General features: G+C 36.5%; 24 protein-coding genes, 1 pseudogene and 1 riboswitch. Of the genes and pseudogenes, 17 read left to right on the plus strand and 8 right to left on the minus strand.

All coding sequences use genetic code 11. The annotated features are described in order from the left end of the window. Window positions 1-52: 52 nt before the first annotated feature. The 5 genes and pseudogenes from HNP38_RS13575 to HNP38_RS13595 all read left to right on the plus strand — a co-directional run bounded on the left by HNP38_RS13575 (window position 53) and on the right by HNP38_RS13595 (window position 5,125). Window positions 53-1,492 carry a hypothetical protein gene (locus tag HNP38_RS13575; RefSeq protein ID WP_184190436.1) on the plus strand — a complete coding sequence of 480 codons (1,440 nt, stop codon included), beginning with the start codon at window positions 53-55 and terminating at the stop codon, window positions 1,490-1,492. A gap of 18 nt (window positions 1,493-1,510) precedes the next feature. Then, a pseudogene (locus tag HNP38_RS13580) lies at window positions 1,511-1,774 on the plus strand (TCP-1/cpn60 chaperonin family protein); the annotation flags it as partial. A 262-nt stretch (window positions 1,775-2,036) separates the two neighbouring features. Continuing rightward, complete coding sequence (locus HNP38_RS13585; protein ID WP_184190438.1) at window positions 2,037-2,864, plus strand: hypothetical protein; 828 nt, start codon at window positions 2,037-2,039, stop codon at window positions 2,862-2,864. A 364-nt stretch (window positions 2,865-3,228) separates the two neighbouring features. Further along, entirely contained in the window at window positions 3,229-4,377 is a 1,149-nt protein-coding gene (locus HNP38_RS13590; RefSeq protein ID WP_184190440.1) for a hypothetical protein, read from the plus strand. A 181-nt stretch (window positions 4,378-4,558) separates the two neighbouring features. After that, complete coding sequence (locus HNP38_RS13595) at window positions 4,559-5,125, plus strand: hypothetical protein (protein WP_184190442.1); 567 nt, start codon at window positions 4,559-4,561, stop codon at window positions 5,123-5,125. A gap of 148 nt (window positions 5,126-5,273) precedes the next feature. Here the strand turns inward: HNP38_RS13595 and HNP38_RS13600 are convergent, their stop codons facing one another. Then, a complete protein-coding gene (locus HNP38_RS13600) occupies window positions 5,274-5,519 on the minus strand; it encodes a helix-turn-helix domain-containing protein (RefSeq protein WP_184190444.1) in 246 nt (81 codons plus the stop codon). Between the two features lie 511 nt (window positions 5,520-6,030). On the opposite strand from HNP38_RS13600, the gene HNP38_RS13605 reads away from it, so the two are divergent. The 6 genes from HNP38_RS13605 to HNP38_RS13630 all read left to right on the plus strand — a co-directional run bounded on the left by HNP38_RS13605 (window position 6,031) and on the right by HNP38_RS13630 (window position 11,931). Then, on the plus strand, window positions 6,031-6,555 hold the full coding sequence (locus tag HNP38_RS13605) for a hypothetical protein (RefSeq protein WP_184190446.1): 525 nt from the start codon (window positions 6,031-6,033) through the stop codon (window positions 6,553-6,555). A 314-nt stretch (window positions 6,556-6,869) separates the two neighbouring features. Further along, a complete protein-coding gene (locus tag HNP38_RS13610; protein ID WP_184190448.1) occupies window positions 6,870-7,325 on the plus strand; it encodes a hypothetical protein in 456 nt (151 codons plus the stop codon). A 32-nt stretch (window positions 7,326-7,357) separates the two neighbouring features. Next, window positions 7,358-8,017 (plus strand): DUF2461 domain-containing protein, encoded by a 660-nt coding sequence (locus HNP38_RS13615; RefSeq protein ID WP_184190450.1) that lies wholly within the window; start codon window positions 7,358-7,360, stop codon window positions 8,015-8,017. Window positions 8,018-8,516: 499 nt separating this feature from the next. Next, window positions 8,517-8,642: riboswitch (FMN riboswitch) on the plus strand. A 93-nt stretch (window positions 8,643-8,735) separates the two neighbouring features. Continuing rightward, a complete protein-coding gene (gene ribB / locus HNP38_RS13620) occupies window positions 8,736-9,386 on the plus strand; it encodes a 3,4-dihydroxy-2-butanone-4-phosphate synthase (protein ID WP_184190452.1) in 651 nt (216 codons plus the stop codon). A 132-nt stretch (window positions 9,387-9,518) separates the two neighbouring features. Continuing rightward, the gene (locus HNP38_RS13625) at window positions 9,519-10,502 is read left to right on the plus strand and encodes a T9SS type A sorting domain-containing protein (protein WP_184190454.1); all 984 of its coding nucleotides are present in this window, start codon (window positions 9,519-9,521) and stop codon (window positions 10,500-10,502) included. A gap of 136 nt (window positions 10,503-10,638) precedes the next feature. Further along, entirely contained in the window at window positions 10,639-11,931 is a 1,293-nt protein-coding gene (locus HNP38_RS13630; RefSeq protein WP_184190457.1) for an MFS transporter, read from the plus strand. Window positions 11,932-11,990: 59 nt separating this feature from the next. Here HNP38_RS13630 and HNP38_RS13635 read toward each other — a convergent pair whose 3' ends face one another. Continuing rightward, window positions 11,991-12,206, minus strand: a complete 216-nt coding sequence (locus HNP38_RS13635) for a hypothetical protein (protein ID WP_228461070.1) — start codon at window positions 12,204-12,206, stop codon at window positions 11,991-11,993. 191 nt (window positions 12,207-12,397) lie between these two features. Here HNP38_RS13635 and HNP38_RS13640 point away from each other — a divergent pair, with 191 nt between their 5' ends. Both HNP38_RS13640 and HNP38_RS13645 read left to right on the plus strand, forming a co-directional pair. Beyond that, a complete protein-coding gene (locus HNP38_RS13640; protein ID WP_184190459.1) occupies window positions 12,398-13,030 on the plus strand; it encodes a class I SAM-dependent methyltransferase in 633 nt (210 codons plus the stop codon). Window positions 13,031-13,070: 40 nt separating this feature from the next. Beyond that, complete coding sequence (locus tag HNP38_RS13645) at window positions 13,071-13,418, plus strand: hypothetical protein (protein WP_184190461.1); 348 nt, start codon at window positions 13,071-13,073, stop codon at window positions 13,416-13,418. On the opposite strand, the gene HNP38_RS13650 is transcribed toward HNP38_RS13645, so the two are convergent. The 4 genes from HNP38_RS13650 to truA form a co-directional block, all read right to left on the minus strand. Then, complete coding sequence (locus tag HNP38_RS13650) at window positions 13,413-15,173, minus strand: ABC transporter ATP-binding protein (protein WP_184190463.1); 1,761 nt, start codon at window positions 15,171-15,173, stop codon at window positions 13,413-13,415. The genes HNP38_RS13645 and HNP38_RS13650 overlap by 6 nt on opposite strands. Window positions 15,174-15,298: 125 nt before the next feature. Further along, window positions 15,299-16,069, minus strand: a complete 771-nt coding sequence (locus HNP38_RS13655; protein WP_184190465.1) for an alpha/beta hydrolase — start codon at window positions 16,067-16,069, stop codon at window positions 15,299-15,301. A 77-nt stretch (window positions 16,070-16,146) separates the two neighbouring features. Continuing rightward, a complete protein-coding gene (locus HNP38_RS13660) occupies window positions 16,147-16,734 on the minus strand; it encodes a Crp/Fnr family transcriptional regulator (protein ID WP_184190467.1) in 588 nt (195 codons plus the stop codon). 237 nt (window positions 16,735-16,971) lie between these two features. After that, window positions 16,972-17,763 (minus strand): tRNA pseudouridine(38-40) synthase TruA, encoded by a 792-nt coding sequence (truA, locus tag HNP38_RS13665; protein WP_184190470.1) that lies wholly within the window; start codon window positions 17,761-17,763, stop codon window positions 16,972-16,974. A gap of 49 nt (window positions 17,764-17,812) precedes the next feature. On the opposite strand from truA, the gene lpxK reads away from it, so the two are divergent. The 4 genes from lpxK (at window position 17,813) to HNP38_RS13685 (ending at window position 22,164) form a co-directional block, all read left to right on the plus strand. Further along, window positions 17,813-18,838, plus strand: a complete 1,026-nt coding sequence (gene lpxK / locus HNP38_RS13670) for a tetraacyldisaccharide 4'-kinase (RefSeq protein WP_184190472.1) — start codon at window positions 17,813-17,815, stop codon at window positions 18,836-18,838. Window positions 18,839-18,994: 156 nt separating this feature from the next. Then, the gene (locus tag HNP38_RS13675) at window positions 18,995-19,510 is read left to right on the plus strand and encodes a TlpA family protein disulfide reductase (protein ID WP_184190474.1); all 516 of its coding nucleotides are present in this window, start codon (window positions 18,995-18,997) and stop codon (window positions 19,508-19,510) included. Window positions 19,511-19,550: 40 nt separating this feature from the next. Continuing rightward, window positions 19,551-20,648 (plus strand): DNA polymerase IV, encoded by a 1,098-nt coding sequence (gene dinB / locus HNP38_RS13680; protein WP_184190825.1) that lies wholly within the window; start codon window positions 19,551-19,553, stop codon window positions 20,646-20,648. 43 nt (window positions 20,649-20,691) lie between these two features. Beyond that, window positions 20,692-22,164, plus strand: a complete 1,473-nt coding sequence (locus HNP38_RS13685) for an alpha-amylase (protein WP_184190476.1) — start codon at window positions 20,692-20,694, stop codon at window positions 22,162-22,164. A gap of 296 nt (window positions 22,165-22,460) precedes the next feature. Here the strand turns inward: HNP38_RS13685 and HNP38_RS13690 are convergent, their stop codons facing one another. Then, window positions 22,461-23,789: a carboxylesterase family protein gene (locus HNP38_RS13690; protein WP_184190478.1), complete on the minus strand. Its 1,329-nt coding sequence runs from the start codon at window positions 23,787-23,789 to the stop codon at window positions 22,461-22,463. A gap of 143 nt (window positions 23,790-23,932) precedes the next feature. Beyond that, on the minus strand, window positions 23,933-24,835 hold the full coding sequence (locus HNP38_RS13695) for a helix-turn-helix domain-containing protein (protein WP_184190480.1): 903 nt from the start codon (window positions 24,833-24,835) through the stop codon (window positions 23,933-23,935). Window positions 24,836-24,920: the final 85 nt, after the last annotated feature.

Genomic DNA, 24,920 nt, shown 5'->3' on the forward strand with positions numbered 1-24,920 from the left:
CAAAGCAAAAATTTGGATGTTGGATGTTAGCAGATATTAAAAAAACCAAACAATGAAAAGAATTATACTATTACTATTGACAGTATTTTGTTTGACATTAAGTTATTCTCAAAATCTTTATCCAGAAAAATATAGTGATTGTAGTTTAACGAGTTTTTGTCTTGATTGTGGAGACACAAAAGCCGAACCTCCAAAAACTTTAATGAATGAATTGTTAGAAAAATTTGACAAAAAGAGTTTGAGTAAGATAAAAGGAAGCATTGAAGTGCAAATTCTAATTGACGAAAATGGAAAAGCCTGCTTATTAAGTTCAGTAAATCAAACAAATATTTCATCAAAAAAATTAGGTTTACAGAAAGCAATAAACTCTACATCAAATTGGGAATCTGCTATTTCAGACAATAAAAAAACTAATAGTTCAGTTTCATTGGTTTTTGAATTTGAAAATGGTGATTTTTCTGCAAAACGCAGAATCTTTGATTTTAAAAATTTGTCAAATGCAAAATCTGTTGGAAGCCCTGAAGTAAAAGGAACAGATAAAAACAAACTTTCAAAAAGTTGGACCGTATTCACTCAACAGAACTCAGAATTACCTTGGGATATGACTAGAGCAGTTGCAAATGATTTAGACAATAATATTTGGATTGGAACAGACAATGGAATTGTAAAAATAAATAATGGAAAATGGGAACATTTTAATTCAAAAAACACTTCTATCGCTTCTCCTGCTTATAACAAAAATGAAACACAATCTGTACGAGATTTAAAAGTTGATAAAAGCAACAATAAATGGTTTATTGCTGGTTGGGATGTTTATAGATATGACAATAAAAACTGGACAAAATATGACTCTATAAATTCTCCAATAAATTGGGCAAGAAAAATATTTGTTGATCATTCAAATAATGTATGGTTTACATCTTGGGACGGTGTAACAAAATTTGATGGAAAAACTTGGTCAATATTTAACAAGCAAAACTCAAATCTTCCAACTGACAAAACTCTTGGCGTTTATGTGGATAAAAATGATAGAATTTGGATTGGAACTTTTGAAGGAAACGTGATTATTGAAAACGGAGTAACGAAATCATTAAACGAGAAAAATTCACCTTTATCAAAAGCATACATTTCAAAAATCTATGAAGATAAAAAAGGTAATTTATGGTTTGACCTATACAACGACAAATCTGATGAAGCGGGAATTTATTTATTAGACTTGCAGGGAAAATGGACAAGGATAAGCCATCCAAATCCTAACATGTTCAGTAAAAATGCAATCAATGATTTTTATTTAGACGAAGAAAGCAATTTGTTATGGATAACATTAAACGGAGTTGGTGTTTTATGTTATGACACAAACTCAAAAAAATGGGAAACTTACACAAATGAAAATTCAAATGTTCCAAGTATTCATTGCGAGAGAATAACAAAAGACAAAGATGGTTCGATTTGGATTGCGACTTATGCCGGAGTAATCAAACTTAATAAATAAAAACATCTGCTACAAGATATTACCAAAAGCCCAGCTGAAGGTTCTGTAATCGTTGCTAAAGTGGCAGAAGGAAGCGGAGACTTCGGATACAATGCAAAAACTGACGAGTATGTAAACATGCTTGAAGCAGGAATCATCGATCCTACTAAAGTAACAAGAGTTGCCCTTGAAAACGCAGCTTCTGTTTCAGGAATGCTTTTAACAACTGAATGTGTAATCACTGAAGTGAAAAAAGACGAACCAGCTATGCCAATGGGTGGCGGAATGCCAGGAATGATGTAACAGCGTGTCGCTAAGACAATTTAATATATAAACCGTTCTGCTTTTGTAGGGCGGTTTTTTTATTTTGTAGATAACTCCTTTGTTTATCATTTATTATATACTATTGCGTTTATCCAAAAACAACTAAAAATAAACCGCTGTTTAACAAGCAATTGTACAATACACATATGAAATAAGCGCAATAATATATATGTGATATTTGCGCAATGCGTATATTTGGACGTTATCTGTAATTGCAAAACCAATATCTCGCAAAAAATAAATGACTTTATTAAATGTAATTTGGCCCGCTATTTATGTTAGTGAAGAAGTTCAAAAATTTTGGTATTTAATTTTCCTTACAATAATTATTGAAACCATAACTATTTATGTATTTCTTAAAATTGGTTGGAAAAAATCTGTGCTAATATCAATAATCGGAAATTTAATTTCTGGATTTCTTGGAACTCTTGTGATGATGTTTGCAATGTTAATTTGGCATTTTGCAATTGATAGATTTCTTCCAAATGCAACTTTTGACAAATTTAACTGGATTGCAACTTATTTTTTGATGTGTTTGGGAAGTGTGTGTATTGAAACTTTCGCTATATCAAAAATTTTCAAATTCAGTTTTAAAAAATTATTTATTCCTCTTTTAATTGGAAATGCTTTAAGCTACTCATTTATAGTATTTGCAGCAACAAAAGAAAACGATGTAAAACAAGCTAAACAAAAGCGTATTGAAAATGTTTTTTATAAACCATTAAAAAATAATTATACCTTATTAAACAAAAAAGATGTAATGTTTTACACTGCAAAAATTGAAATAGAATACGATGAAAATAATAAAATTTCAAATATCAGTTATCCATTGGAAATAATTTTTAAATATGATTATAGGGACTACTTTATAGATTTTCCGTTTGAACTTCGATTATCGACAGATGAAAATTCCAGCGAAATTGGAAACGGAAGAAAAATAATTTATCTTGACAAACTTTCTGATACTGTAAAAGTAGTCCTTGAACAAAAAAATCCCGATGAAAACATTGGTTGGACAAAACCAATAATTACTGACACACTTAAATTCGTTCGATCAAAAACCGAATAATGCAACTACAGATAACATTGTATTGGCAAAATATGGGTTAAGGTTGCCCTTGAAAACGCAGCTTCTGTTTCCGGAATGCTTTTAACAACCGAATGTGTAATCACTGAAGTGAAAAAAGACGAACCAGCTATGCCAATGGGTGGTGGAATGCCGGGAATGATGTAACAGCATTTTTGAGACAAATTTAATATATAAACCGTTCTGATTTTCAGAGCGGTTTTTTAATGACATTATTTTCAACAGAGTAATTTATTATAAAAAACATAAAAATTTACGCAATATCCATTGTTATTATTGACGCAATGCTTAAATTAGAGAGTTAGTGGCAACCTTATGACGAGAAACAGTAATATCAACATACAATATGGAATTTCACGAGAAAACACTTGAATTAAATATAACACACGAGTTGTTAAATCTTGCAGACAGTTGGTATTGGTTTCTAACAGACATTCCTCTTTGGAAATATTGGAGACCAAGACACCGATTACCATTTCTCAAATTTCCTAAATCTACATCAGGTGGTTTCCACATTACAACAGAAGGTAAAAACGACCCAACAGGAAATGCGGGTGGAGGATATGATGTAAGAATAAAAACTGGTTTAGGCGGACACTTACTTTTCATACAGTATAAAAAAGGCGACCTTGTAACAACAAGTCCTGATCCAAAAAGTGAATTCAACAAAGCACCACACGACCATTTCAAATTCAAAATTAATGGTACGACTACAGACCAACACTTTGTATTAAGAGACCTTGCCAATGGAATAGGACTGACCAAAGGAAATGCCGTTGTTTATGCTTTGCCTTTAATAGCGGACATGAACGAATTAGAAGCAAATGCTGGTAAGCTAATTCGTAAAACAAAATTTATATCCATAGCTGACATTGATAGTCAAGCAGCATCTCAAAATCCAAGCGTTTCATTTGCAAAAGGAAAGGAACATAATTTTAGAGTTGGCAAATTTGATTTAAATCGTTGTGAAGTAAATTATTTCTTTTTCTTTTTTTATGGCAAAGACAGAACCTCTGAAATTATTGCAGACATAATTGCAATAAAATTTCAAAAGACACTTTCTTATTTTCTCAATACAATTGAGAATAATTACAAAAAATATGACTTGTCTGAGGATTATATTCCTTATGGACTTCAGCAATCATTTGTTCAATATACAAGGTACCTACTTCATTATTTTGAAGTATCACCAACTAAACTTGATATACCTTTCATAAAAAATAACAGTAATTATTTTTACCCAGACGAATTTAATGAATACGAAAGTACATCAAGAGACATTGAAATATTAACGGCTGTGTTCAGTGCATTAACTGAATACGAGAAATTTATTAGTAGTATTGACAATAATCCTGAAAAAATATTTAGCAAGGAAATCCCTCAATACGAACCAAATATTTTAATTCAAAGTGAAGGTGGCAACGGATTTAATATAAAATTTGAGGAACAGACTTCTTTAGAGATTATTGAAGGAATTAATTATTTGGTTATTTAGTTATGATTAACCCTAATGACAACAGAAAGGCAACTACTAACACGGGTTTGGCAAAAGTGGCGGTTCAGTGTTCTGCAGACACATTTGTGGTTAATCAAGCATTGGTTCTCCGCATCAACATTTGTGGTGAAAATCGCCACCTTAGCCAAGCCCAGAAACGTTACCTAAAATTTTCACCAATATGAGCGCTAAAGAATATCAGAGACAAATTAATTTGAGATTACAAGAAAAATTTCCGCAACTTCAAGTTATCGAAGAATGGCGTGCATTCGAGGGAATTGGATATCAATATTCTCCTCGAGTTGACATTGCAGTTGGACCATTTAGCATTGTTCCAAATGGAAATCAAACAGCAGAATACAACAGATTACTCAGAGATCCCGAAATTGATACATTTCTTCAAAGAATATATGATTTACACGTTGAAAATATAGGTGACGAATGGATGAACGAATTAAGTATTCCTGAATTTGATTTTGTAACTCGTAAAAATCAGAATGCCAGATGTTTCTTATCATTAGAAATAGAAAACACAAGTACAAAAAAACACATTATGGGAAGTTTAATTAATGCAGCTTCTCTTGGACGTATTGGAATTGGAATCGCTTACAATGAATCTGTTAAAAGAACTTTCTTAAGAATAATGAATTATTTGGCTTTTCTAAAACGTGTTGAAAAAAACACATATGACACGACAAATTTTCTAATTATTACAAAAGAACAATTATCAGACCTTTTAAGAGAATAAATAAAAACTGCAAGTAACAAGAGTTTGGCGAAATGAGGGGTGGAAGGTGTGAAAATTAAACATTCGCTCCCCTTTAGCCAGCACTTTGTTAATACTTTTTCTGCTCTCCTATTACTTAATAAGTTAATAAAAACAAATCCCACTTTCTTCAGGATTTTTCATCTATTTTAAAATTAAATAATTCTTGAGGATGAATTTCCAAGCCTCTAGCTAATTCCTGTATTGTTGAAATTCTTAAATCAACTTCTCCTTTTTCAATTTTACTGATATTACTATGGTCAACATCACATTTTTGAGCTAACTCCCGATAGCTTAATCCTAACTTCTTTCTAAATTTTTCAACTCTTTTACCAAAAGCTATTCGAAATTCAATTCTATCCATTGCAATTACCATTATCAGAGCAATTTGGAAAGTTTACAATAAAAAAATGTAGTTGAATTAACCTACAATTGAAAAATTATATTATATTTGTACAATAAGCTACAATAAATGTAGCTTTGCGATACTTCAAAGAAATATAGAAGCTATTGCTTAGAAATCTTGCTTTTGAAAACTGGTAATTTTTAATAGGAACAAGACGATAAGCAGGAAGCTCACGACCTAGGCGTGGGCTCTCTTATCTGTTCCAATGGTATACCAGTGCCTCAAAAGCGGATATTGTAGAGTCTCATGCCGTTTTTATTTTCATGCAGTTCTGTTTTTCTACAATCATCTTTTTCTAAGCCAGCTTTACAACATAAAGTATCATGATACGGTACAATGGGGTGTACAATCCATTGTGGCTTTAGGGCTTTTATAAAAACACAAATTCTATCATATTACCCTTTGTTTGTATGGGAAGGAAGTTCAGGCGGACTTCCTCCTTTACGGCCAATAAAATCGTACAGTAAAAAAATACAAACTCATGAAAAAAAACAAAACAGACCTTCAATCCCGGCTTGGTAAAGACCAGAAGAAACATTGCGGCATACAGCTAATGGAAAACTATTTTAAGCTCAATGACCTGACAGCATCCAAAGAGCTGCTAAACGACATTATAAGTTATGCGGTAAAAAGAAACAGCTGGATAAAAGAACATCCGTCCGTCGTTTTTCATTTTCAGCAGGCGATGCGGTCATTCATCCGTGCAGGCTACTTCATAACATTGCAGGAAAAGAAAACAACTACAGCTCCCAAGTTGGAAGATGTTTCTCCGTTGGTTCTTGGCTTGCTTTCGGAGAAAGAGTACCAAAATCCGCTGTTGGTCTTTAAAAAAGCATTCAAAGAATACAGCATCAAGGAATTTGATTATTTTATTTCCGGAATGGTCTATTTCTCACTGGGAATCCATAATAATCTGCCGGAAAGGAATATGATAAGCCCATACATTCACCTTACCAAAATGCTAGATGCAGCGTACCTCATCCTTGAAAGAAGAGGAAAGAAATAAAGATAACCCGCTCTGCTCCACAAAGTACACCTTAAATTAACTGTTTCATTCCATTTGAGCTATTAGTACTTCATTACAACCACTCTTGTGGGAAACCAAACATAGTTGTATTTTGTTTCCTGCAACTTGCGTAAGATCTTCGGAGAACGGATTTTAACAAAAACAAGATTGTTTGTAACCAACGGATAAAGTATCTGATTACAAATTACCCTGTTTTAAACTAAATATAAACTACGGTAATTAAAACATAGGTGTCCGGAGTTTCGTAATTTTGCTCTTATATCCACCTTTAAAAAATTAAAACCAATTAACTCATGATTAGACTATATACTTTAATAGCAGCAGTACTCTTATTCTTCTCGGGTTGTACGAAAAATGATGCAAAATACAGTGTAGGCCAGGAATGGAAATACAAAACCCGCCCTATAGAAAAAAGCTCTACCCTTAAAATTTTAAAGATCGAGGAATATCCTGAAACTGGAAAAGTGCTTCATATCTCTGTGAGTGGGTTAAAAATTAAAAACCCTGACAGCCCTGAAGGCATTGCAAAACAGCTAAGTCACATTCCGATTTCTGAAGAAGCATTGAACAAAAGTGTCACCGAGCTACAAAATGAAACCCGTAAAATGCCCGACTCCATTGAAATGGACGGATATTCTTATTGGAAAAAGGAGTTTGACAATGGAAACGCAGGAATATTTACCATTCCTGTTTCTGAGATTGTAAGTACAATGGAAGAATCTATTGTTTCAGGAAACTATACCAGATAAAACATAATCTAACTTTGCAAAAATACGTTAAGATGAAAAAAGCTTTTGAATTCCTTCAACAGTTAGAAAAAAACAACAATCGTGAATGGTTTGCTCAACACAAGCCGGAATATGATTTGGCTGTAAAAGAAAACAAAGTTTTTTTCAACCAGGTTTATACCGAGCTTCAGGAACATGATAACTTAAAAGGAATCCATATTTTCAGGATTTATAGAGATGTCCGTTTTTCCAAAGACCAGACTCCATACAAGACCAATTTCGGGGTTGGATATTCCCGTTCAAAACCGATGCTGAGAGGAGGATATTATATTCAACTGGAACCTGGCAACAGTTTTGTAGGAGGGGGATTCTGGGGCCCTGATGCTAAAGATCTGCTCCGTATCCGTAAAGAATTTGAAATCAGTACCACAGAAATTGAAAAGATAACTTCCGATAAAACATTCATAAAGTATTTCGGAGAAATTAAAGGCGATGCTGTAAAAACAGCTCCGAGAAGCTTTGATAAAAATCATCCCGCCATAGATCTGGTCAGAAAAAAGCAATATGTAGTGATGCGGAAATTTACGGATAAGGAGGTTTTATCGGGCAGTTTTCAAAAAGAAGCCATTCTCACCTTACTGGCCATGCGTCCTTTTTTTGATTATATGAGTGAAGTTCTCACCACAGATTTAAATGGGGAACCTTTATTTTAAAACATAAAGAAGGCTGTTTAGGAATTTTCTGTTTTTATAAAATCTATTTTACTTATTTTTATAATAAACCAGTTGAAAGATAAGCTTATCAATGAAAAGTATCCGGTTGTCTGTATGTTTTTGACAGATTCGGGAAAAGTTTCAGGCAGATCTCACCTTCAAGTTACATTGTGAATAACTGAAAATACATCCAAAGTTCAACCAAAATAATAATGACCGCAACTTAAGACAGCAATAACAATAAGTTATTTGATGAAAAAGACGAATGTAAGCTGGAAAATTGAGAATTCGCGAATCCTCAGCTGGTTAAGAAAAGAATAAATGCCTTTGGATTTTCAATAAATTTTCGTTCATTTAATACTGTATGTTCAACCTCTAATAAGTTTACAAAATCTTTTCGGAATTCAAAAAACTTTCCGAAATTAGCAGTCTGTGCGTTAAATAATAATCTATGAAATAAACGAAAATTTAATTAAAACATACAGTAAAACTTAGGATAAGTTTTCTTCGGGGCAGGGCGAAATTCCCTACCGGCGGTTACAGTCCGCGACTCCTTTCATTCGAAAGGACTGATTTGGTGAAATTCCAAAACCGACAGTTACAGTCTGGATGGGAGAAGAAAATGGAGCAATCAGTAAGGCTATTTTATATAGACTTATTGTGTTGTATTTCATTTCCATGTACCGAAGAGCTATTTAACTTTTAAAAGTAAATACACATGGAAACATTATTAGAAAAATTCGGAGTTACCTCCAGAGAACGTGTGGAAAATGCACTTCTCAAATTACAACAGGGCAAAGGCATCCTTTTGGTAGATGATGAAAACCGTGAAAACGAAGGCGATATCATCTTTCCTGCCTCCACTATCACAGAACAGGACATGGCACTTCTGATCCGCGAATGCAGCGGAATTGTCTGCTTATGCATTTCTGAAGAAAAAGGCAGCCGGCTCAATCTTCGGCCAATGGTAGATAACAATACCAGTAAAAACCAAACTGCATTCACTATTTCTATTGAAGCTAAAGAGGGGGTATCTTCAGGGGTCTCGGCAAAAGACCGCGTAACAACCATTAAAACTGCCGTTTCACAACATGCTGAAGCAAATCACATCGCAAGTCCGGGACACGTTTTCCCCCTGATCGCCAAAAAGGATGGGGTATTTGAAAGGCGTGGCCATACGGAAGGAAGCGTGGATCTCATAAAACTGGCTAATCTTGGAGAAGATGCGGTACTTTGTGAACTGACCAATGAAGACGGTTCTATGGCAAGGCTCCCTGAAATTGTAGACTTTGCCGTGAAAAAGGAAATGAGTGTCGTAACAATAGAAGATATTTATACCTATCGAAAAATGATCATCAGTCAGAATTAACCACAGTATTTAGCGCACAGAAAACAGCCATCCAATCGTATTGGGTGGCTTTATTTTTATTAAATCCGTAAAAAAAAACGTTTATAACTAAAAACAAATTCATTATTTATATCTTTAATAAAAAAATAAACCATGAGAAAACCTGTACTTCTTTTATTGGCTACTTGCAGCCTATATTCAGCACAAACTACAATTACAAAAGCATTTAACGACCCTATCATTGGAGAGACCGTAAACAATAACACGGTAAACGGCACTGTAGATAATTCCGCAACAGGAGCCGACACCACCTTCAACAATGCTTCTTTAACGCAGGGAGCTGCGGCACCAACTATTTATTCGGCTCCAACCGCTTCTGAAATTTCTACTTTCCCCGGTACAACTATTAAAATGACAGGTAGTGGAAATACCATTTTATATAAACAATCTTCTTCAAAACTGGAAATCACAGGTCTTATAACACCGGATGCTACATTAAATTTCTCAACCAATAACGGAACATTTATTTCCTACCCCGCAGCTTACGGGTATACTGAAACCGATAACGCCCAAGGAACATTTACCTCATCTGCAGCCAATGGGAATTTTAGCGGTACCATTAATATTTCAGCAGATGCAAGCGGAGTTTTAATGATCGGAGCAAAAACCTATACCAATATTTTAAGAATAAAATCCGTTCAGGTTTTTAATCTGACCGTAAGTGGTTTCCCTGTGGGAACAATCACGAATACGGCTTATTCATATTATGACAATACCCACAAGTTCCCTTTGCTTAGCTTCACATCTGCCAACATCAATATACCGGCTCTTAGCATGAATCAGACGACAACGGGTGCACAGGCTTTAAACGAAGCCTTTCTGGCTGCCGAAGATCATTTCTCCAAAAAAGAAAATCTTAAAATTTATCCAAATCCTGCACAGGACTTTATTGAAATTAAAGGAAACAGTAAAGATTATTCAACAGTAAAAGTATATAGCCTGGATGGAAAACTGGTAAAAACATCAGACATCAGAGCTGGAAAAGTTCAGGTTTCAGAATTGCCACCTGCAGCTTATTTCATTGAGGTTTCCGGAAAAAACCTAAAAACGGAAACTACAAAACTTATAAAAAAGTAAATAACAGAATTAATACTCATTGAAATCCGGGCAGCTTCGCTGCCCGGATTTTTCATTTTCCGGCTAAGAGTACATATTCAAATAAGTTCATTATTTAAATTTTGATTCATAAAGAAAAAGAAATTATCTTTCCTTTATGAATTCACCACAGATCACCACAGCACAAAGAATCAAAGCCATAGTCGGCGGTTCCATCGGAAACCTGGTAGAATGGTACGACTGGTATGCGTATGCCGCATTTGCCATTTATTTTTCCCCATCCTTTTTCCCGGACTCTGACCTTACTGCACAACTCCTCAATACGGCAGGAATTTTCGCTGTAGGCTTCCTGATGCGCCCAATCGGAGGATGGCTTTTCGGAAGCATTGCTGATAAGGTCGGGAGAAAAAAAGCGATGACACTCTCCGTACTCCTGATGTCATTCGGTTCACTGCTCATCGCATTTACTCCTACATATAAAACAATCGGATTTCTGGCTCCCCTCCTGCTGCTGCTTGCAAGATTATTACAGGGTTTGAGCGTTGGTGGGGAATATGGGGTTTCCGCCACCTATCTCAGCGAAATGGCAACCGGGGACCGGAGAGGATTCTATTCCAGTTTTCAGTACGTAACCCTGATCGGCGGGCAATTAATTGCATTGGGAATTCAACTCATCCTGCAAAAACTCCTGTTAACTGAAACCCAGCTGGAAGAATGGGGTTGGAGAATCCCTTTTGTAATTGGGGCTATGCTTTCAGTAGTTGCATTATATTTAAGAGCCAATCTTCACGAAACTGAAGCTTTTGAAAATAAGAAAGACGTAAGCGAAAAGAAAAAAGGAACCGTAAAAGAGCTTCTGAAACATCCGAAAGCATTGCTTACTGTGGTAGGATTGACCTTAGGCGGAACTTTGGCATTTTATACTTATACCACTTATATGCAGAAGTTTCTGGTGAATACCGTTCATCTTACCAAAGAACAGTCTACCCTCATCTCATTTATATCCTTGTTCATCTTCGCCTGCTTACAGCCTGTTTTCGGTGGGTTGTCCGACAGGATAGGAAGGCGGCCGCTGCTTTTAAGCTTCGGGATTTTAGGAACCCTATTCACTTATCCTCTCCTGAATGCTTTAAGTACCACTACATCCATGTGGAGTGCTTTCTTTCTGATTATGTCTGCATTAATCATCGTGAGCGGTTATACTTCGATCAATGCCGTGGTAAAGGCTGAGCTTTTCCCATCGGAAGTGAGGGCTTTAGGGGTCGGACTGCCTTATGCATTAACGGTTGCTATTTTCGGAGGATCTGCGGAATATATCGCTCTGTGGCTTAAACAGGAAAATATAGAACATTATTTTTACTGGTATATTACAGCATGTATTTTCTTTTCGCTGGTTGTATATACAAGAATGAAAGACACCAAAGAAAACTCGGAATTAGATAAAGATTAATACTTATGCTTTAAAAGAGTCCGCGCCTCAGAATTCTTCTGAGGCGCGGACTTTATTTTTTAACTGTAAACCTGTTTGAATTTTTCGATCAGATGGTCCAGATTATGTCGCTGTACATAGACACTTTTGATCTCATCATACCTTGGGGATCTGTAAAAAACCTCATGAAAGTCCATACTTCCATTTCCTACTTTTACGATTCGCTGTACATCAATGTTCAGTTTCTTTAATTCGTCTTTCAACGTTTGAAATTCATCTTGTATATTATTCATCATTCTAAATGTTTTTTAATAAGTTAAACGATAAAAAATAGTGAATTTATCAGCGTATTTGCAAAATTCATGCTATTATTTAATTTCTATAAAGATACAAAAACCATACCTTATATTAAATAATTGTTAACAAATATATCATTTTCCCATCAGACAATGTGGATAACTTTTAAATTTATGTCTATTTTAGCACAATGACAGATGCTGCAAATAAAAATCACTGGGAAACCGTTTACGAAACAAAAAATCCCAACCAGGTAAGCTGGACCCAGAAAAAACCTCAGATATCTCTTGACCTCATCAATTCTTTCAAATTAGAGAAAAATGCCAGAATCATTGATATTGGGGGCGGCGACAGCAACCTTGCGGACTTCCTTCTTGAAGAAGGCTATCAGAATATTACCGTTCTTGATATTTCCGCAAAAGCTTTAGAAAAAGCGCAAAAGCGTTTAGGCCCTAATGCCTCAAACGTAACATGGATTGAAGCAGATATTACCGAATTTGAACCTGATGAAGCTTATGATCTTTGGCATGACAGGGCCGCCTTTCATTTTCTGACAAAGCCTGAGCACATTCAAAAATACATCAGCACGGCACAAAACTGCATAAAGAAAGGAATGGTTATTGGAACATTCTCTAAAAACGGTCCCACAAAATGCAGCGGACTGGATATCCTGCAGTATGATGAGAAATCTTTGGAAGCCCTTTTTGAAAATGGTTTTGAAAAAATAAACGTTATCATGGAAAACCACACCACTCCGTTTGATACAAAACAAAACTTTGTGTTCTGCAGTTTTAAAAGACAATTTCTTATACAGGAATTTTAACCTTACTTATACTTTCCAATCATATAGTAAACCTGACCCCATGAAAAACTCAAAATTATTTCTTTTATTTATTCTTTTTTCTACTTTAAGTTTTGCGCAAAAGAAAGATGAAACCCGTGTTACGATCACCACAGATAAAGGAGAAAAAACCGAACGAACAGTAAAAAAAGAAAAAACGCCTCATTTCATTCAGTTTGGGATCATGTCCAGGAACCATGAAAGTTTCAAAAACAAATATGGAGTAGATGTTGTTTATGAAAACTGTGTAATAAGTCCCTTTCTCTCAAAAAAAGCCGAAAACAATAATAAAGCCGTTGCCGGATATTTAACTGAAAAGCATGGTGATATGTGGAAAAAGGACCTCGGTATTATTCCTTACGGCCTATAATTTCTGGTTTTCCTCTTCCATTTCTACCTCATGTCTTAACTGAGCCTTATACAGGGTAGCATAGTAACCGTTTTTATCCAGAAGTTCCAGGTGTTTTCCTTCCTCCACTATTTTGCCCTGTTCCATGACGATAATTTTATCTGCTTTTTCAATAGTGGAAAGTCTGTGTGCAATGATAATGGATGTTCTGTTTCTGGTAATTTTTTCTGTCGCTCTCTGGATCAGTTTTTCACTTTCATGATCAATAGAAGAGGTTGCCTCGTCCAGGATAAGAATCTTCGGATCCGATAAGTAAGCTCTCAGGAATGACAGCAATTGTCTTTGTCCCAATGAAATTGAAGAACCCCTTTCACTCACTACATAATCATATCCTCCCGGAAGCAAGTCGATAAACTGATCTACTTCTATTTCTCTGGCCGCAGCCTTTATTTTATCCAGAGTAATGGTTTCATCGCCAAACGCAAGATTTTCATAAATACTTCCGTGGAACAGGAAAACATCCTGCAGCACAACCCCAATATGACTCCTCAGATTATACAGCTCATACTCTTTCAGATCAATATCATCAATAAATATCTTCCCGGAATTGATATCATATAATCTCGTAATTAAACTGATGATGGTAGATTTCCCTGCTCCCGTTGCTCCTACAATAGCGACAGTTTCTCCCGGACTCACTTTAAAATCGATCCCTTTCAACACTTCCTGCTTCTCATCGTAAGCAAAACGCACCTCTTTAAATTCGATCTTCCCGTCAAAATGATCCTTCATCACTTTTCCGTCATTCTGCATAGCATAATCCTCATCCATTAACCCCAATACTCTTTCTGCTCCCACAATACCCCGCTGGATATTATTGAACCGGTCAGCGATCTGCCTCAACGGACGGATCAGCATGGAAATATACTGAATGAATGCAATCACAACTCCAGCACTGATAGTAATATATCCACCATAGAAAAGAATAAAACCTATAAAAAGTGAGGAAATAAGCTCTACAACAGGAAAGAATAATGAGAATATAAAAACGGTCTTCAATAATGCTCCCTTCAGGGTAATATTAATATCATCAAATTTTTTGAACTCTGCTTTCTGCCTGTTGAACACCTGAATGATGGGCATTCCCGCCAATCTTTCCTGTACAAAAGAGTTTTGGTTAGATGTCCAGTTTCTTTCATCTCCGAAGGCCTGTTTCAGCCTCTTTTGGAAAAACCTTGTAATAAGTACCATTAAAGGCAAAATTGCTAGTGTAATATAACTGAGATGAACATTGGTATTGAACATCATCACCAATACAAATACAATCCTTAAAATATCCCCGAAAACCATCAGGAAACCATCTGTATACACTGTAGCAATAGTCTCCACATCTCCCACGGAACGGGTTACAAGCTGACCGATCGGGGTTTTATCAAAAAATGAAGTCCTAAAATAAATCAGCTTAGCATATAATCTCTCTCTTATATCCCGGATCACATTCTGGGAAATATAATTGGAAAAATATACCAGGAAAAAGTTTAGAACGGTTTCTGCAAATACCAGTCCCACCAGGATATAAATATGCTTCATCATCAAAGCCTTATCCTGAAGTTTTGTAATGTCATTATCCACCACCTGCATGGTAAGATAAGGCCTGTAAGTAGAAACTACCGATAGTATGATGGAAATGATCAAAGTAAGGATGAACCAGGAACGGAACTTCATTCCGATAAAGAACAGCCTCCTGATAATTTCCCAGGTATCTTGTTTTTTCATTATATGAATTGATGGAAAGAATAAAAATTCCTTTGCAAAAATAAGACTTTAAAATTTTAATGGATTAACAACTCATTAAAATAGTCATAGAAAAATGCAGATACCCGTCATTTAAAATATTAATGTTATTGCAGTTTATTCAACCAGTTAAGAATATAACCGGCCACTTCTTCCCATCCTTTTTCCCCACAGATAAAGTGGCTTCTTCCTTCAAACTCTTTAAAATCCACAATGCTGTTTTTATCTTGATAAGCATTTGCAATTTTTCTTGAAAATTCAGCAGGAAATATATGATCGCTGGAACCTGCTATGAATAATAGTGGCTGATGAGGCTTATTGAGATCCAGTTTTGCTGAGGATTTGAAAAGCGGGTCTCTGGCCAGCTTTCTGCTTTCGGGAGCAGCAACGGTTTCATACAATTTATCGCTTTCCTCTCTCGAATAATTATTAAAAAATGCCTTGTGATACCATTCTTTAGTTCCCATGTAAGGACTATTCCCTTTAAAAAAGTTTACTACAGGCCACACCACTTTAACTGTAGAAAAAGGAGCCATTACATTTTTAGGAGGTGCACCGTCAATACTTACCCCGGCAACCGCTTTGCCCATATCGATCAGCTTCTGAACCATTAATCCGCCAAAGGAATGCCCGATAATAATTGGCTTTTCAGGTAAAGTATCAATAAATCCAGCCAAATGATCCACAACATCATCAAAACCCACATTTCTTAGTTCAGAAGGAATATTTCTTTTCAGTTGCACAGGATCACCATTGTGCCCGGGATTTGAAGGAGTATGCACGGTATATCCCTGTGCTTCAAAATAAGTTTTCCACTCTTTCCAGCTTGTATTATTCACAAATAATCCGTGGATCAATACGATAGTTTTTGTTTTCATAATTTCTATTGTTTTAAATGATGAGACAAAGTTCCGTATATAAAATGACGATCAGTTTAACCTTGGTTAAAATCGTATTACTTTCCTGAAATTCTTTTTCTTATCCTGCTTAAAGACGGTCCCTGAATGCCTAAATAGGAAGAAATATGGTACAACGGCACATTATTGAAAATATCAGGATGCTGCTTAATGAGGTCCAGATACCGTTCTTCCGGGGATTTCAGTAAAAAACCTTCTATCCTGGTCATGGTTACATTAAAAGCTTCCTGCGCCAACAGCCTCCCGAATTTCTCCCACCGGTGCGACCGCTGATATAAGGAAAGCAGATCCGTATACCGGATATAAATAATGGAGGCATCCGTCAGGGCCTGGGTATGGTAATCACACGGGATCTGATTGATAAAACTTTTGAAAGAAACGACAAAACCGTTTGCAGAGTACAGGAAAACATTCTTCTCTTCCCCCGTTTTCTCATCGATCGTATAGGAACGAAAAACACCGTCAGTAATAAACCCGAAATAAGTGCAAACCGTTCCCCGGAGATTATAGAACTCTCCTTTTTTATATCCTTTAGGCAGCCAGAAGTCTTCGGATAATTTAAAGTCTTCTTCCGTAAGGCCGGCAAACTGCTGTAAGGCATATCCCAATTTCTCGATTTCGTTCATAGTTTTCAATTTTATTTAAACAGGCTAAACAAAGATACAGGTAAAAAAAATTTACTCTCATTTTGTCATTCTGCAGGAATCCCGGTAATACTTTATCATTTATGAATTTGGGTTCCTACAGAATGAAAATGGAGAAAATAAAATAATATCCCCTAATGTGAATTGTGTACAGAATAATTTTAAAATTATGTATGAAATTCAATATATTTCTAAAAAATTCTTGTGACTAAGAGATTATTAAAATTCATATCCCACGTCCACTAAAAACAAGCCCTGAGCCGGTGCGGAAGTTCCCGCAGCATTGCGGTTTTTATCTTCAATGACCTTTCGGAGATCCTCCGGCTTCAGTTTTCCTGCCCCTATTTCCACCATTGTTCCCACAATTGCCCTTACCATATTTCTCAGAAAACGGTTGGCCGAAACCGTGAATTTCAATTCACTTCCGCTTTGTTCCCATTCTGCTTTATATATTTGGCAGATATTGGTCTTATTATCGGTTTTCAATTTAGCAAAACTTGTAAAGTCCTCATATTCAAACAGAATTTTGCAAGCTTCATTCATCGGGTCAATATCTAAAGGCCTCTTCCAGTGCTGCCATGCCGAATCTAGGGTAAAAGGATTTTTTTCCAGAGAAATATAATACTCATACGTTCTGTATGTGGCATCAAAACGAGCATGAAAATCATCTTTCACCTGAAATATCCTCTTAACGGAGATATCCGGAGGAAGAAAACTATTCAGCCTTTGAGGCAGATTGATATTCAAAGCCTTTTCCGTATCAAAATGGGCAAAGATTTTCCTGGCATGCACTCCTGTATCCGTCCTTCCCGCTCCCGTGGTTTTAATCTCTTCCCTTAAAATAGTGGAAAGGGCTTTTTCCAATTCTTCCTGCACAGAAACGGCATCCGGCTGGATCTGATAACCGAAATAATTTTTGCCGTTATAAGAAAACTCAATAAAGTACCTCAATGTATTACAATAACTCCACAAAAATACTTTAATTAAATGAAATAATTGTTGAAAAGTCATTGAGAATATTGAAGCAAATCCTTTGGGAAATTCCTATTTTTGCAAACGTATGAAAAGATGGTACCTTTATCCTTTTTCTTTAGGTTATCATTTGGTAACGGGTATCCGGAACACCATGTATGATCTGGGAATTTTTAAATCTACGAAATTCAATACACCGATAATCAATGTCGGCAACCTGTCCGTTGGCGGAAGCGGAAAATCCCCGATGGTAATGTATCTTGCCCAATATCTTTCCAAGCATTACAGAACAGGGGTTCTTTCCAGAGGATACGGAAGGCTGACGAAAGGATATGCCGTAACGAATTATGAAAGCAATTACAAAATGGTGGGCGATGAGGCCATGCAGCTATTTGAGCGTTTCAAGAACCGTTTTGTGATCGCTGTTTCGGAAGAACGGGTGCCCGGGGCTCAAAAGGTTATTTCCGATATGGACCTGGATGTTCTGGTGCTGGATGATGCCATGCAGCATAGGGCTATTAAAGCAGGGTTCAATATTCTGATGACGGATTTTAATGATCCGTATTTTAAAGACCATCTGCTGCCTGCCGGAGATCTGAGGGAATCAAGGGCTGGTGTAAAAAGAGCCGATGTTATTATGGTAAGCAAATGTCCTGATGAACTGACCGAAGAAACCAAGCAGTATTATATCTCGAGGATCAGGCCTTTATACAATCAAAAGGTATTCTTTACTTCCATCGGATATGATGAAAATGTATATGGAAGAGAAAAAATGCTACCAGATAATAACCTGAATTATTATGATATCCTGCTGATTACAGGAATCGCCAATCCTAAACCATTAGTTGAACACCTTGCAAAATTCTCCCAAAGAGTTAAACATTTAAAATTCAGGGACCATCATAATTTTTCCGATGACGATATTAAAAAGATCATTGCCGAATACAAAAAATTAGGAGAATACAAACTGATCCTGACTACCGAAAAAGATTACGTCCGTCTTAAAACCTTTGATTATCTCAGGGATATTGTTTACTACTGGCCTATCAATGTGATCATTGATAAAAAGGAAGAATTTAACCAGCTCATCCTGGATTATGTAAGAAGAAACTAAGGGAAAAACAACCGGTTTCATCAGGGATATGGTCCAAAATGCTTTACGAAAAGCATCAATAATTATAGAATCTCTCAATTATTAAATTTTTCCCAATTCATACGAAATCAGTCTCCATTTACATTTCATTGTTTAGATTTGCAAAAAAGAATTGATATGAAAAAGCTATTGCTATTGCTGATGATGGGAATGTTCGGGCTGGGCTGTTCACAGGAAACACCAAAAGTCCTTAAAACCGCTTTCTCCAGAGAAGCACTCAATCAAAAGCTGGAAGATGAGGAAGGAAAAAGCATTACTATACAGCAGATTCTTGATCATCATAAAGGGAAAGTGGTAGTACTTGATTTCTGGGCCGGATGGTGTAAAGACTGTTTAAAAGTCCTTCCAAAAGTTGAAGAATTGGAAAAGAATAATCCCAATGTGGATTTTGTGTTCCTTTCATTAGAAAAATCAAAAGAAGGTTTTGATAAGAGCCTGGAAAGGTTTAACATGAAAGACAAAAACAATTATTGGTTTGCTGCCGGCTGGAAAAATGATTTCAATAATTACATAGACCTCAACTGGATTCCGAGATACATGGTCATTGATCAAAAATCCACGATCGCAAAATACTACGCTGTTTCTCCGGAAGATCCTGAAATTCAAAGTACAATAGATCAACTTTTAAAATAGTTATCTATTAAAAAAATAAATGAATCCATATCTTTGTGATATGGATTTTCCTTTTCCCATCCGCAAGATTATTCATGTAGATATGGATGCATTTTATGCTTCTGTAGAGCAGCATGATAATCCTGCACTGAGGGGAAAACCCATTGCCGTAGGAGGCGGGCACAGAGGAGTAGTTTCTGCGGCAAGCTACGAAGCAAGAAAGTTTGGGGTACGCTCTGCCATGCCCAGCAAAACAGCTAAAGAAAAATGCCCGCAGCTTATTTTTGTTCCCCCTCGTTTTGCCCGTTATAAGGAGATCTCAAAAAAAATCCGGGAAATTTTCTATGAATATACAGATATGGTGGAACCTTTATCTTTAGATGAGGCCTACCTAGATGTTACAGAAAATAAGAAAGGAATTGAGTCTGCCAATCAGATTGCAAGAGAAATCCGCCGGAAAATATTTGAGCAGACCGGACTTACTGCATCAGCCGGAGTTTCCATCAATAAATTCTTAGCCAAAGTTGCCTCCGATATCAATAAACCCAACGGGCAAAAAACAATTCATCCGGATAAAATTGAGGAATTTTTGGAGGAATTGCCCATTGAGAAATTTTACGGTGTGGGAAAAGTGACAGCCAATAAGATGTTTACTCTTGGAATTTTCAAAGGCCGGGACATTAAAAAAAGATCCCTAGAGGAATTGGTAAAGTTATTCGGAAAATCAGGATCTTATTACTATAATGTTGTCCGTGGCATTCATAGCTCGGAGGTTAAACCGCACAGGATACAGAAGAGTATAGCCGTGGAACGGACTTTTTTTGAGGATCTTTTTGATGAGCAGCAGATCAATGAAAAATTAAACAGCCTGAGTACGGAACTTCATCAGAGGTTACAAAAAAATAATATCCTCGGAAGGGCTTTGACTTTAAAGATCAAATATAAAGACTTCTCACTCTTTACCAGAAGCATCACCAAGGAAGAATATTTCATTGCAGAGGAAGAGTATTTCAATACTTCAAAAAAACTCTGGGACCTTCGTCCCTTTGATAAGCCGGTACGTTTGTTAGGATTATCATTATCACACCTCAACACTGAAGAGCAGAAGCAGGTTTCCGTTCAACTAAAAATACCGTTTAAAGAATTTGAAAATCAATAGTTAAAAAAATTCACTACATTGTATTGACTAAATCTTAGAATCTATGAACCCAACGATGATTCAGTTCTTCCACTGGTACTCGGAAGGTGACGGAAAATTATGGAAAGAAGCTGAAAAAAAGACAAGGCATCTGGCTAAACTGGGAATAACGTCTGTATGGTTTCCTCCTGCTTATAAAGGCGCAAACGGTGGTTATTCCATCGGCTATGACTCTTATGATCTCTATGATTTAGGAGAATTTGACCAGAAAGGCACGATTCCCACAAAATACGGAACCAAACAGGAATATATCAGAGCTGTTAAGGCGCTCAAAAAAAATAATATCCAGGTCATCGTCGACATCGTTCTGGGACATAAAGGCGGCGGTGATGAACTGGAAACCTTCAAGGCTGCCAAAGTAGATGAAGACAACAGGGATAAAATAATCTCAGACTTTTTCGATATACAGTCTTATACCAAATTTACATTTCCCGGAAGAGGAAAAAAATATTCGGACTTCGAATGGAATTTTACCTGCTTCAGCGGGGTGGACTATGCAGAAGGGCTGGACTCCCATATTTTTAAGATACAGTCCGAATATGGAGACGGCTGGGAAGAAATGATAGATGATGAGAAAGGAAATTATGATTACCTGATGTATAATGACATTGAGCACCGTAACCCTCACGTCCGGGAAGAACTCAATAATTGGGCAAAATGGTATTTTGATCAGACCGATTTCGATGGGGTAAGACTGGATGCCTTAAAACATATTTCTTTTGATTTTTATAAGGAATGGCTAACGCTGCTACGTTCCAATTCGGGAAAAGATATTTTTGCAGTCGGGGAATACTGGGCACCTGGATATTTAAATCTGCTCCAGAAATATATTGAAGTCACGGAAGGCTGCATGAGCCTTTTCGACAGTTCACTGCAAAACAATTTTCATCGTGCTTCCAGGGAAGGAGCTTCTTATGACCTGAGAAGAATTTTTGATGAAACCCTTACCGGAGCTGATCCTTTGCATTCCGTAAGTCTTGTCGACAACCATGACACACAGCCATTACAGGATCTGGAAGCTCCGGTTGAGAGCTGGTTCAAGCCCATTGCATATGCCCTGATCTTATTAAGGGAAAACGGATATCCGTGTGTCTTTTACCCTGATTTGTATGGTGCCCACTATGTAGATAAGGATAGGGAAGGAAATGATCAGGAAATTTTTCTGAACAAGGTTGATCGTATTGAAGAACTGTTAAAAGCCAGAAAAGAACATGTATATGGAGCCCAGAGAGATTATTTTGAAGATGCCAATTGTTTGGGATGGGTTCGGGAAGGTGATGATGAGCATAGCGGCTGTGCTGTGGTTCTAAGTAATAAAGATGCTTATAATAAGCCTATGGAGATGGGGAAACAGTATGCCGGAAAGAAATTCCGTGATCTGCTTAAAAGATCCAGAAAAAAAGTGATCATTGATGAGAACGGATGGGGAGATTTTCCTGTACCTGCCGGTAATGTGAGTGTGTGGATCTCTGAGTAATTCTCTTTTTAATCACATTTTTTAGACATCTTGGATTACATCGTTGGTTTAAGATCATTTTATATCCGTCATTTGTCATTCTTTAGGATTTTCTACAGTTGAGGGTTATGAGCATTTAGATTCCACGCTCCATTTCATTCCACTCTGAGTGACAAACATACTGCTGATTTTTATTTTGCAAATTTACGGCTTTATGATTTTGCCTTTTTACTAAATATACTTTTCCCTGGATGACAAATAACACGAATGGGTTTTCTCTTTTGCAAATTTGGTGGCTCAGAATAGCAAGTTCATAACTAAACTTTTCTGAGCTCTAAGATTTCCGGCCTTTCCGATTGATCTGAAATATTTCCGCTTCGTGCAAATTCTGCCCAAAGAGCTCTTAATTTCCGCCCATTTTCCTGAAGATATTCCCAGGGAATACCTTTCAGCAGTTCTGAGGATCTCCATGCGGATTCATTTCCGAAAATCAGGGGCAGATCAATACAATGCGAGGCACCGATATGATTATGTTTTATCTTTGAATGAATTTTGAACAGATAAATATTCCCTCCGCCTTCTGCATAATTTTCAGCAAAAATCCGGGCCGGCTTTTCGTAGATGAATTTTGTCGTTGTCCGGACGATCCTATCGAGGATCCTGTTATTTAAATATGTATAAATTCCTTTTTCGGCCGTTTTAATATAGAAAGCCGTCTCATCATTATTCAGTCCTATTAATACATCGTACTTTTTAGCATTCTTTTTCCACTGATGAAGACTTTCCTTTTCTTTACACAAGGGAGGATAACCATATTGCGTACAGAAAGGCATAGATGCCTTAAGGCCATGCTTCATTACAGAAGGCACATGCAATGCATATCCGTTTAGCATTTTCATAACATCAGCTTCATTTTTCAAAAACTCTGTTTTCCGGAAAAGCTCGGCAGACATTTTTTCTCTCCTGTGACGAAATCCTAAAGGCGCACTTTGAATAATAACTCTTTGAAATAAATTATCAACACCTTCCGAGATCATCAGATGCGCTATGACATCTCCTCCTGAAGATTGCCCGAAAAGTGTAATATTTTCAGGATCGCCACCAAAACCCCCGATATATGTTTTGATCCATTTTAAGGCTTCAATAATGTCAAAAAGCCCAAGGTTTGCCGGCCTTTCCTCATCTCCACCCAAAAATCCGAAAAGCCCGAGACGATAGGATACAGAAACTACGATAATGCTTTTCTCTTTCACCCAAACAGCAGGATCAGAAGTCGGGAGATCTCCACAGCCGACCTCATAAGAACCTCCATGAATCCAGACCACTACAGGCAGCTTTTCTCCGGTAGTATTTTCAGGACAGGTGACCGTAAGAAACTGGGTAGACTCATCAATCTTAAATTTTTCCGGATCTGTTTTTTCTATCAGTCTTTCCAAAAGAGGGCTTATCACCTGCGGACAGACCGGGATCTTATCCGTAAATATGATCTCTGAGGCTGAAGGTGGTACTGGAACAGGTTTTTGGTATCTTTCGGAACGGGCATAACGAATGCTCCGGGCTTTGATAACGCCATTTTCCTTTAATCCAATAATTTTCCCGAATGGAGTATGAAAGGTATGTGTTCCTATAGTCTGCTGTGATGTCATTATCTAAAACAATAACTTCTAGTCTTAAATTTAAGCTTTATTTTTTAGTTTTTAGCGCAAAGGACACTAAGATTTTTTGTTAATTATACCTTTTTTAAGGCCGAAAAAGCCTTAACATTCAACAATGAATATCCTGACAAGTTTTAATTTAGCGTTTTGTATTCGCTTGGGGAAACTCCTACTTTGCTTTTAAACAGTCTTGTAAAATGCTGCGGATATTTAAAGCCTAAATCATAGGAGATCTCACTGATGGATCTTGAAGGATCGAAGATGTGTTCTTTTGCAACATCAATTAACTTGTTATGAATGAATTCCTGTGCAGAGATCCCAAGTTCCTTTTTAATCAGATCGCCAAAATAATTCGCCGAAAGATTTAGTTGTTCAGCAAAGTAATTAACCATCGGGAAACCAATATTTTTAGGCTTATCAGATTTGAGATAATCATCCAGTAAATTTTCAAATTTCCCGATCACTCCCTGATTGACATGATCCCGGGTAATAAACTGTCGGTCATAGAAACGCATACAGTAATTTAAGAACAGTTCAATATTATTTACAATCAGGGATTTACTGTGCTTATCAATAGATTGCTCCAATTCAAATTTAATATTGGAAAAACAATCCAGAACAATTTCTCTTTCTTTTTCAGAAAGATGCAGCGCTTCCCGGACATCGTAAGAAAAGAACGTATAATCTTTCATATTTTTACTTAAGTTCGTTCCTTTTATTAAATCCGGATGGAATAAAAGGGCATAGCCAGCCGGCTGAATATAGGTACCATCATTTACAATTCCGCTTATCTGGCCGGGAGCAATAAAAACCAAAGTCCCCTCCTGGTAATCATAATAATTCTTCCCGTAATACATATCTCCACACATAACGTCTTTCAGGAAAACAGTGTAAAATCCAAAGTTCCTTTTGTGCTGGCAAATAGGATTGGATTTGGAAAAATCAACAATGCTTACCAATGGATGCAGGGTTTCATTATTAACCATTTTATTATATTCCGGGATATTATCGAAGTGCATTATTTCCACATCTTTCATGAGGGTATTCTTTTAAGTGATTCAAAGTTAATATATTAAAAGGCTCTTTTATCAGCTTCTGTAAAATTGGTAAATCTTTCTGTAA

It is taken from the genome of Chryseobacterium defluvii, assembly GCF_014204415.1.
In the GTDB taxonomy this organism is placed as follows: domain Bacteria; phylum Bacteroidota; class Bacteroidia; order Flavobacteriales; family Weeksellaceae; genus Chryseobacterium; species Chryseobacterium defluvii_A.

Bases quoted from the DNA above. Each gene is read 5' to 3' on its own strand.
- lpxK (WP_184190472.1), top strand. From the start codon at position 17,813: ATGAAAAGATGGTACCTTTATCCTTTTTCTTTAGGTTATCATTTGGTA.
- HNP38_RS13645 (WP_184190461.1), top strand. From the start codon at position 13,071: ATGAAAAACTCAAAATTATTTCTTTTATTTATTCTTTTTTCTACTTTA.
- HNP38_RS13585 (WP_184190438.1), top strand. From the start codon at position 2,037: ATGACTTTATTAAATGTAATTTGGCCCGCTATTTATGTTAGTGAAGAA.
- HNP38_RS13595 (WP_184190442.1), top strand. From the start codon at position 4,559: ATGAGCGCTAAAGAATATCAGAGACAAATTAATTTGAGATTACAAGAA.
- HNP38_RS13650 (WP_184190463.1), bottom strand. From the start codon at position 15,173: ATGAAAAAACAAGATACCTGGGAAATTATCAGGAGGCTGTTCTTTATC.
- HNP38_RS13635 (WP_228461070.1), bottom strand. From the start codon at position 12,206: ATGATGAATAATATACAAGATGAATTTCAAACGTTGAAAGACGAATTA.
- HNP38_RS13605 (WP_184190446.1), top strand. From the start codon at position 6,031: ATGAAAAAAAACAAAACAGACCTTCAATCCCGGCTTGGTAAAGACCAG.
- HNP38_RS13675 (WP_184190474.1), top strand. From the start codon at position 18,995: ATGAAAAAGCTATTGCTATTGCTGATGATGGGAATGTTCGGGCTGGGC.
- HNP38_RS13695 (WP_184190480.1), bottom strand. From the start codon at position 24,835: ATGAAAGATGTGGAAATAATGCACTTCGATAATATCCCGGAATATAAT.
- HNP38_RS13600 (WP_184190444.1), bottom strand. From the start codon at position 5,519: ATGGTAATTGCAATGGATAGAATTGAATTTCGAATAGCTTTTGGTAAA.
- HNP38_RS13575 (WP_184190436.1), top strand. From the start codon at position 53: ATGAAAAGAATTATACTATTACTATTGACAGTATTTTGTTTGACATTA.
- HNP38_RS13625 (WP_184190454.1), top strand. From the start codon at position 9,519: ATGAGAAAACCTGTACTTCTTTTATTGGCTACTTGCAGCCTATATTCA.
- HNP38_RS13685 (WP_184190476.1), top strand. From the start codon at position 20,692: ATGAACCCAACGATGATTCAGTTCTTCCACTGGTACTCGGAAGGTGAC.
- HNP38_RS13630 (WP_184190457.1), top strand. From the start codon at position 10,639: ATGAATTCACCACAGATCACCACAGCACAAAGAATCAAAGCCATAGTC.
- HNP38_RS13615 (WP_184190450.1), top strand. From the start codon at position 7,358: ATGAAAAAAGCTTTTGAATTCCTTCAACAGTTAGAAAAAAACAACAAT.
- HNP38_RS13655 (WP_184190465.1), bottom strand. From the start codon at position 16,069: ATGAAAACAAAAACTATCGTATTGATCCACGGATTATTTGTGAATAAT.
- HNP38_RS13590 (WP_184190440.1), top strand. From the start codon at position 3,229: ATGGAATTTCACGAGAAAACACTTGAATTAAATATAACACACGAGTTG.
- HNP38_RS13690 (WP_184190478.1), bottom strand. From the start codon at position 23,789: ATGACATCACAGCAGACTATAGGAACACATACCTTTCATACTCCATTC.
- HNP38_RS13660 (WP_184190467.1), bottom strand. From the start codon at position 16,734: ATGAACGAAATCGAGAAATTGGGATATGCCTTACAGCAGTTTGCCGGC.
- HNP38_RS13610 (WP_184190448.1), top strand. From the start codon at position 6,870: ATGATTAGACTATATACTTTAATAGCAGCAGTACTCTTATTCTTCTCG.
- truA (WP_184190470.1), bottom strand. From the start codon at position 17,763: ATGACTTTTCAACAATTATTTCATTTAATTAAAGTATTTTTGTGGAGT.
- dinB (WP_184190825.1), top strand. From the start codon at position 19,551: ATGGATTTTCCTTTTCCCATCCGCAAGATTATTCATGTAGATATGGAT.
- ribB (WP_184190452.1), top strand. From the start codon at position 8,736: ATGGAAACATTATTAGAAAAATTCGGAGTTACCTCCAGAGAACGTGTG.
- HNP38_RS13640 (WP_184190459.1), top strand. From the start codon at position 12,398: ATGACAGATGCTGCAAATAAAAATCACTGGGAAACCGTTTACGAAACA.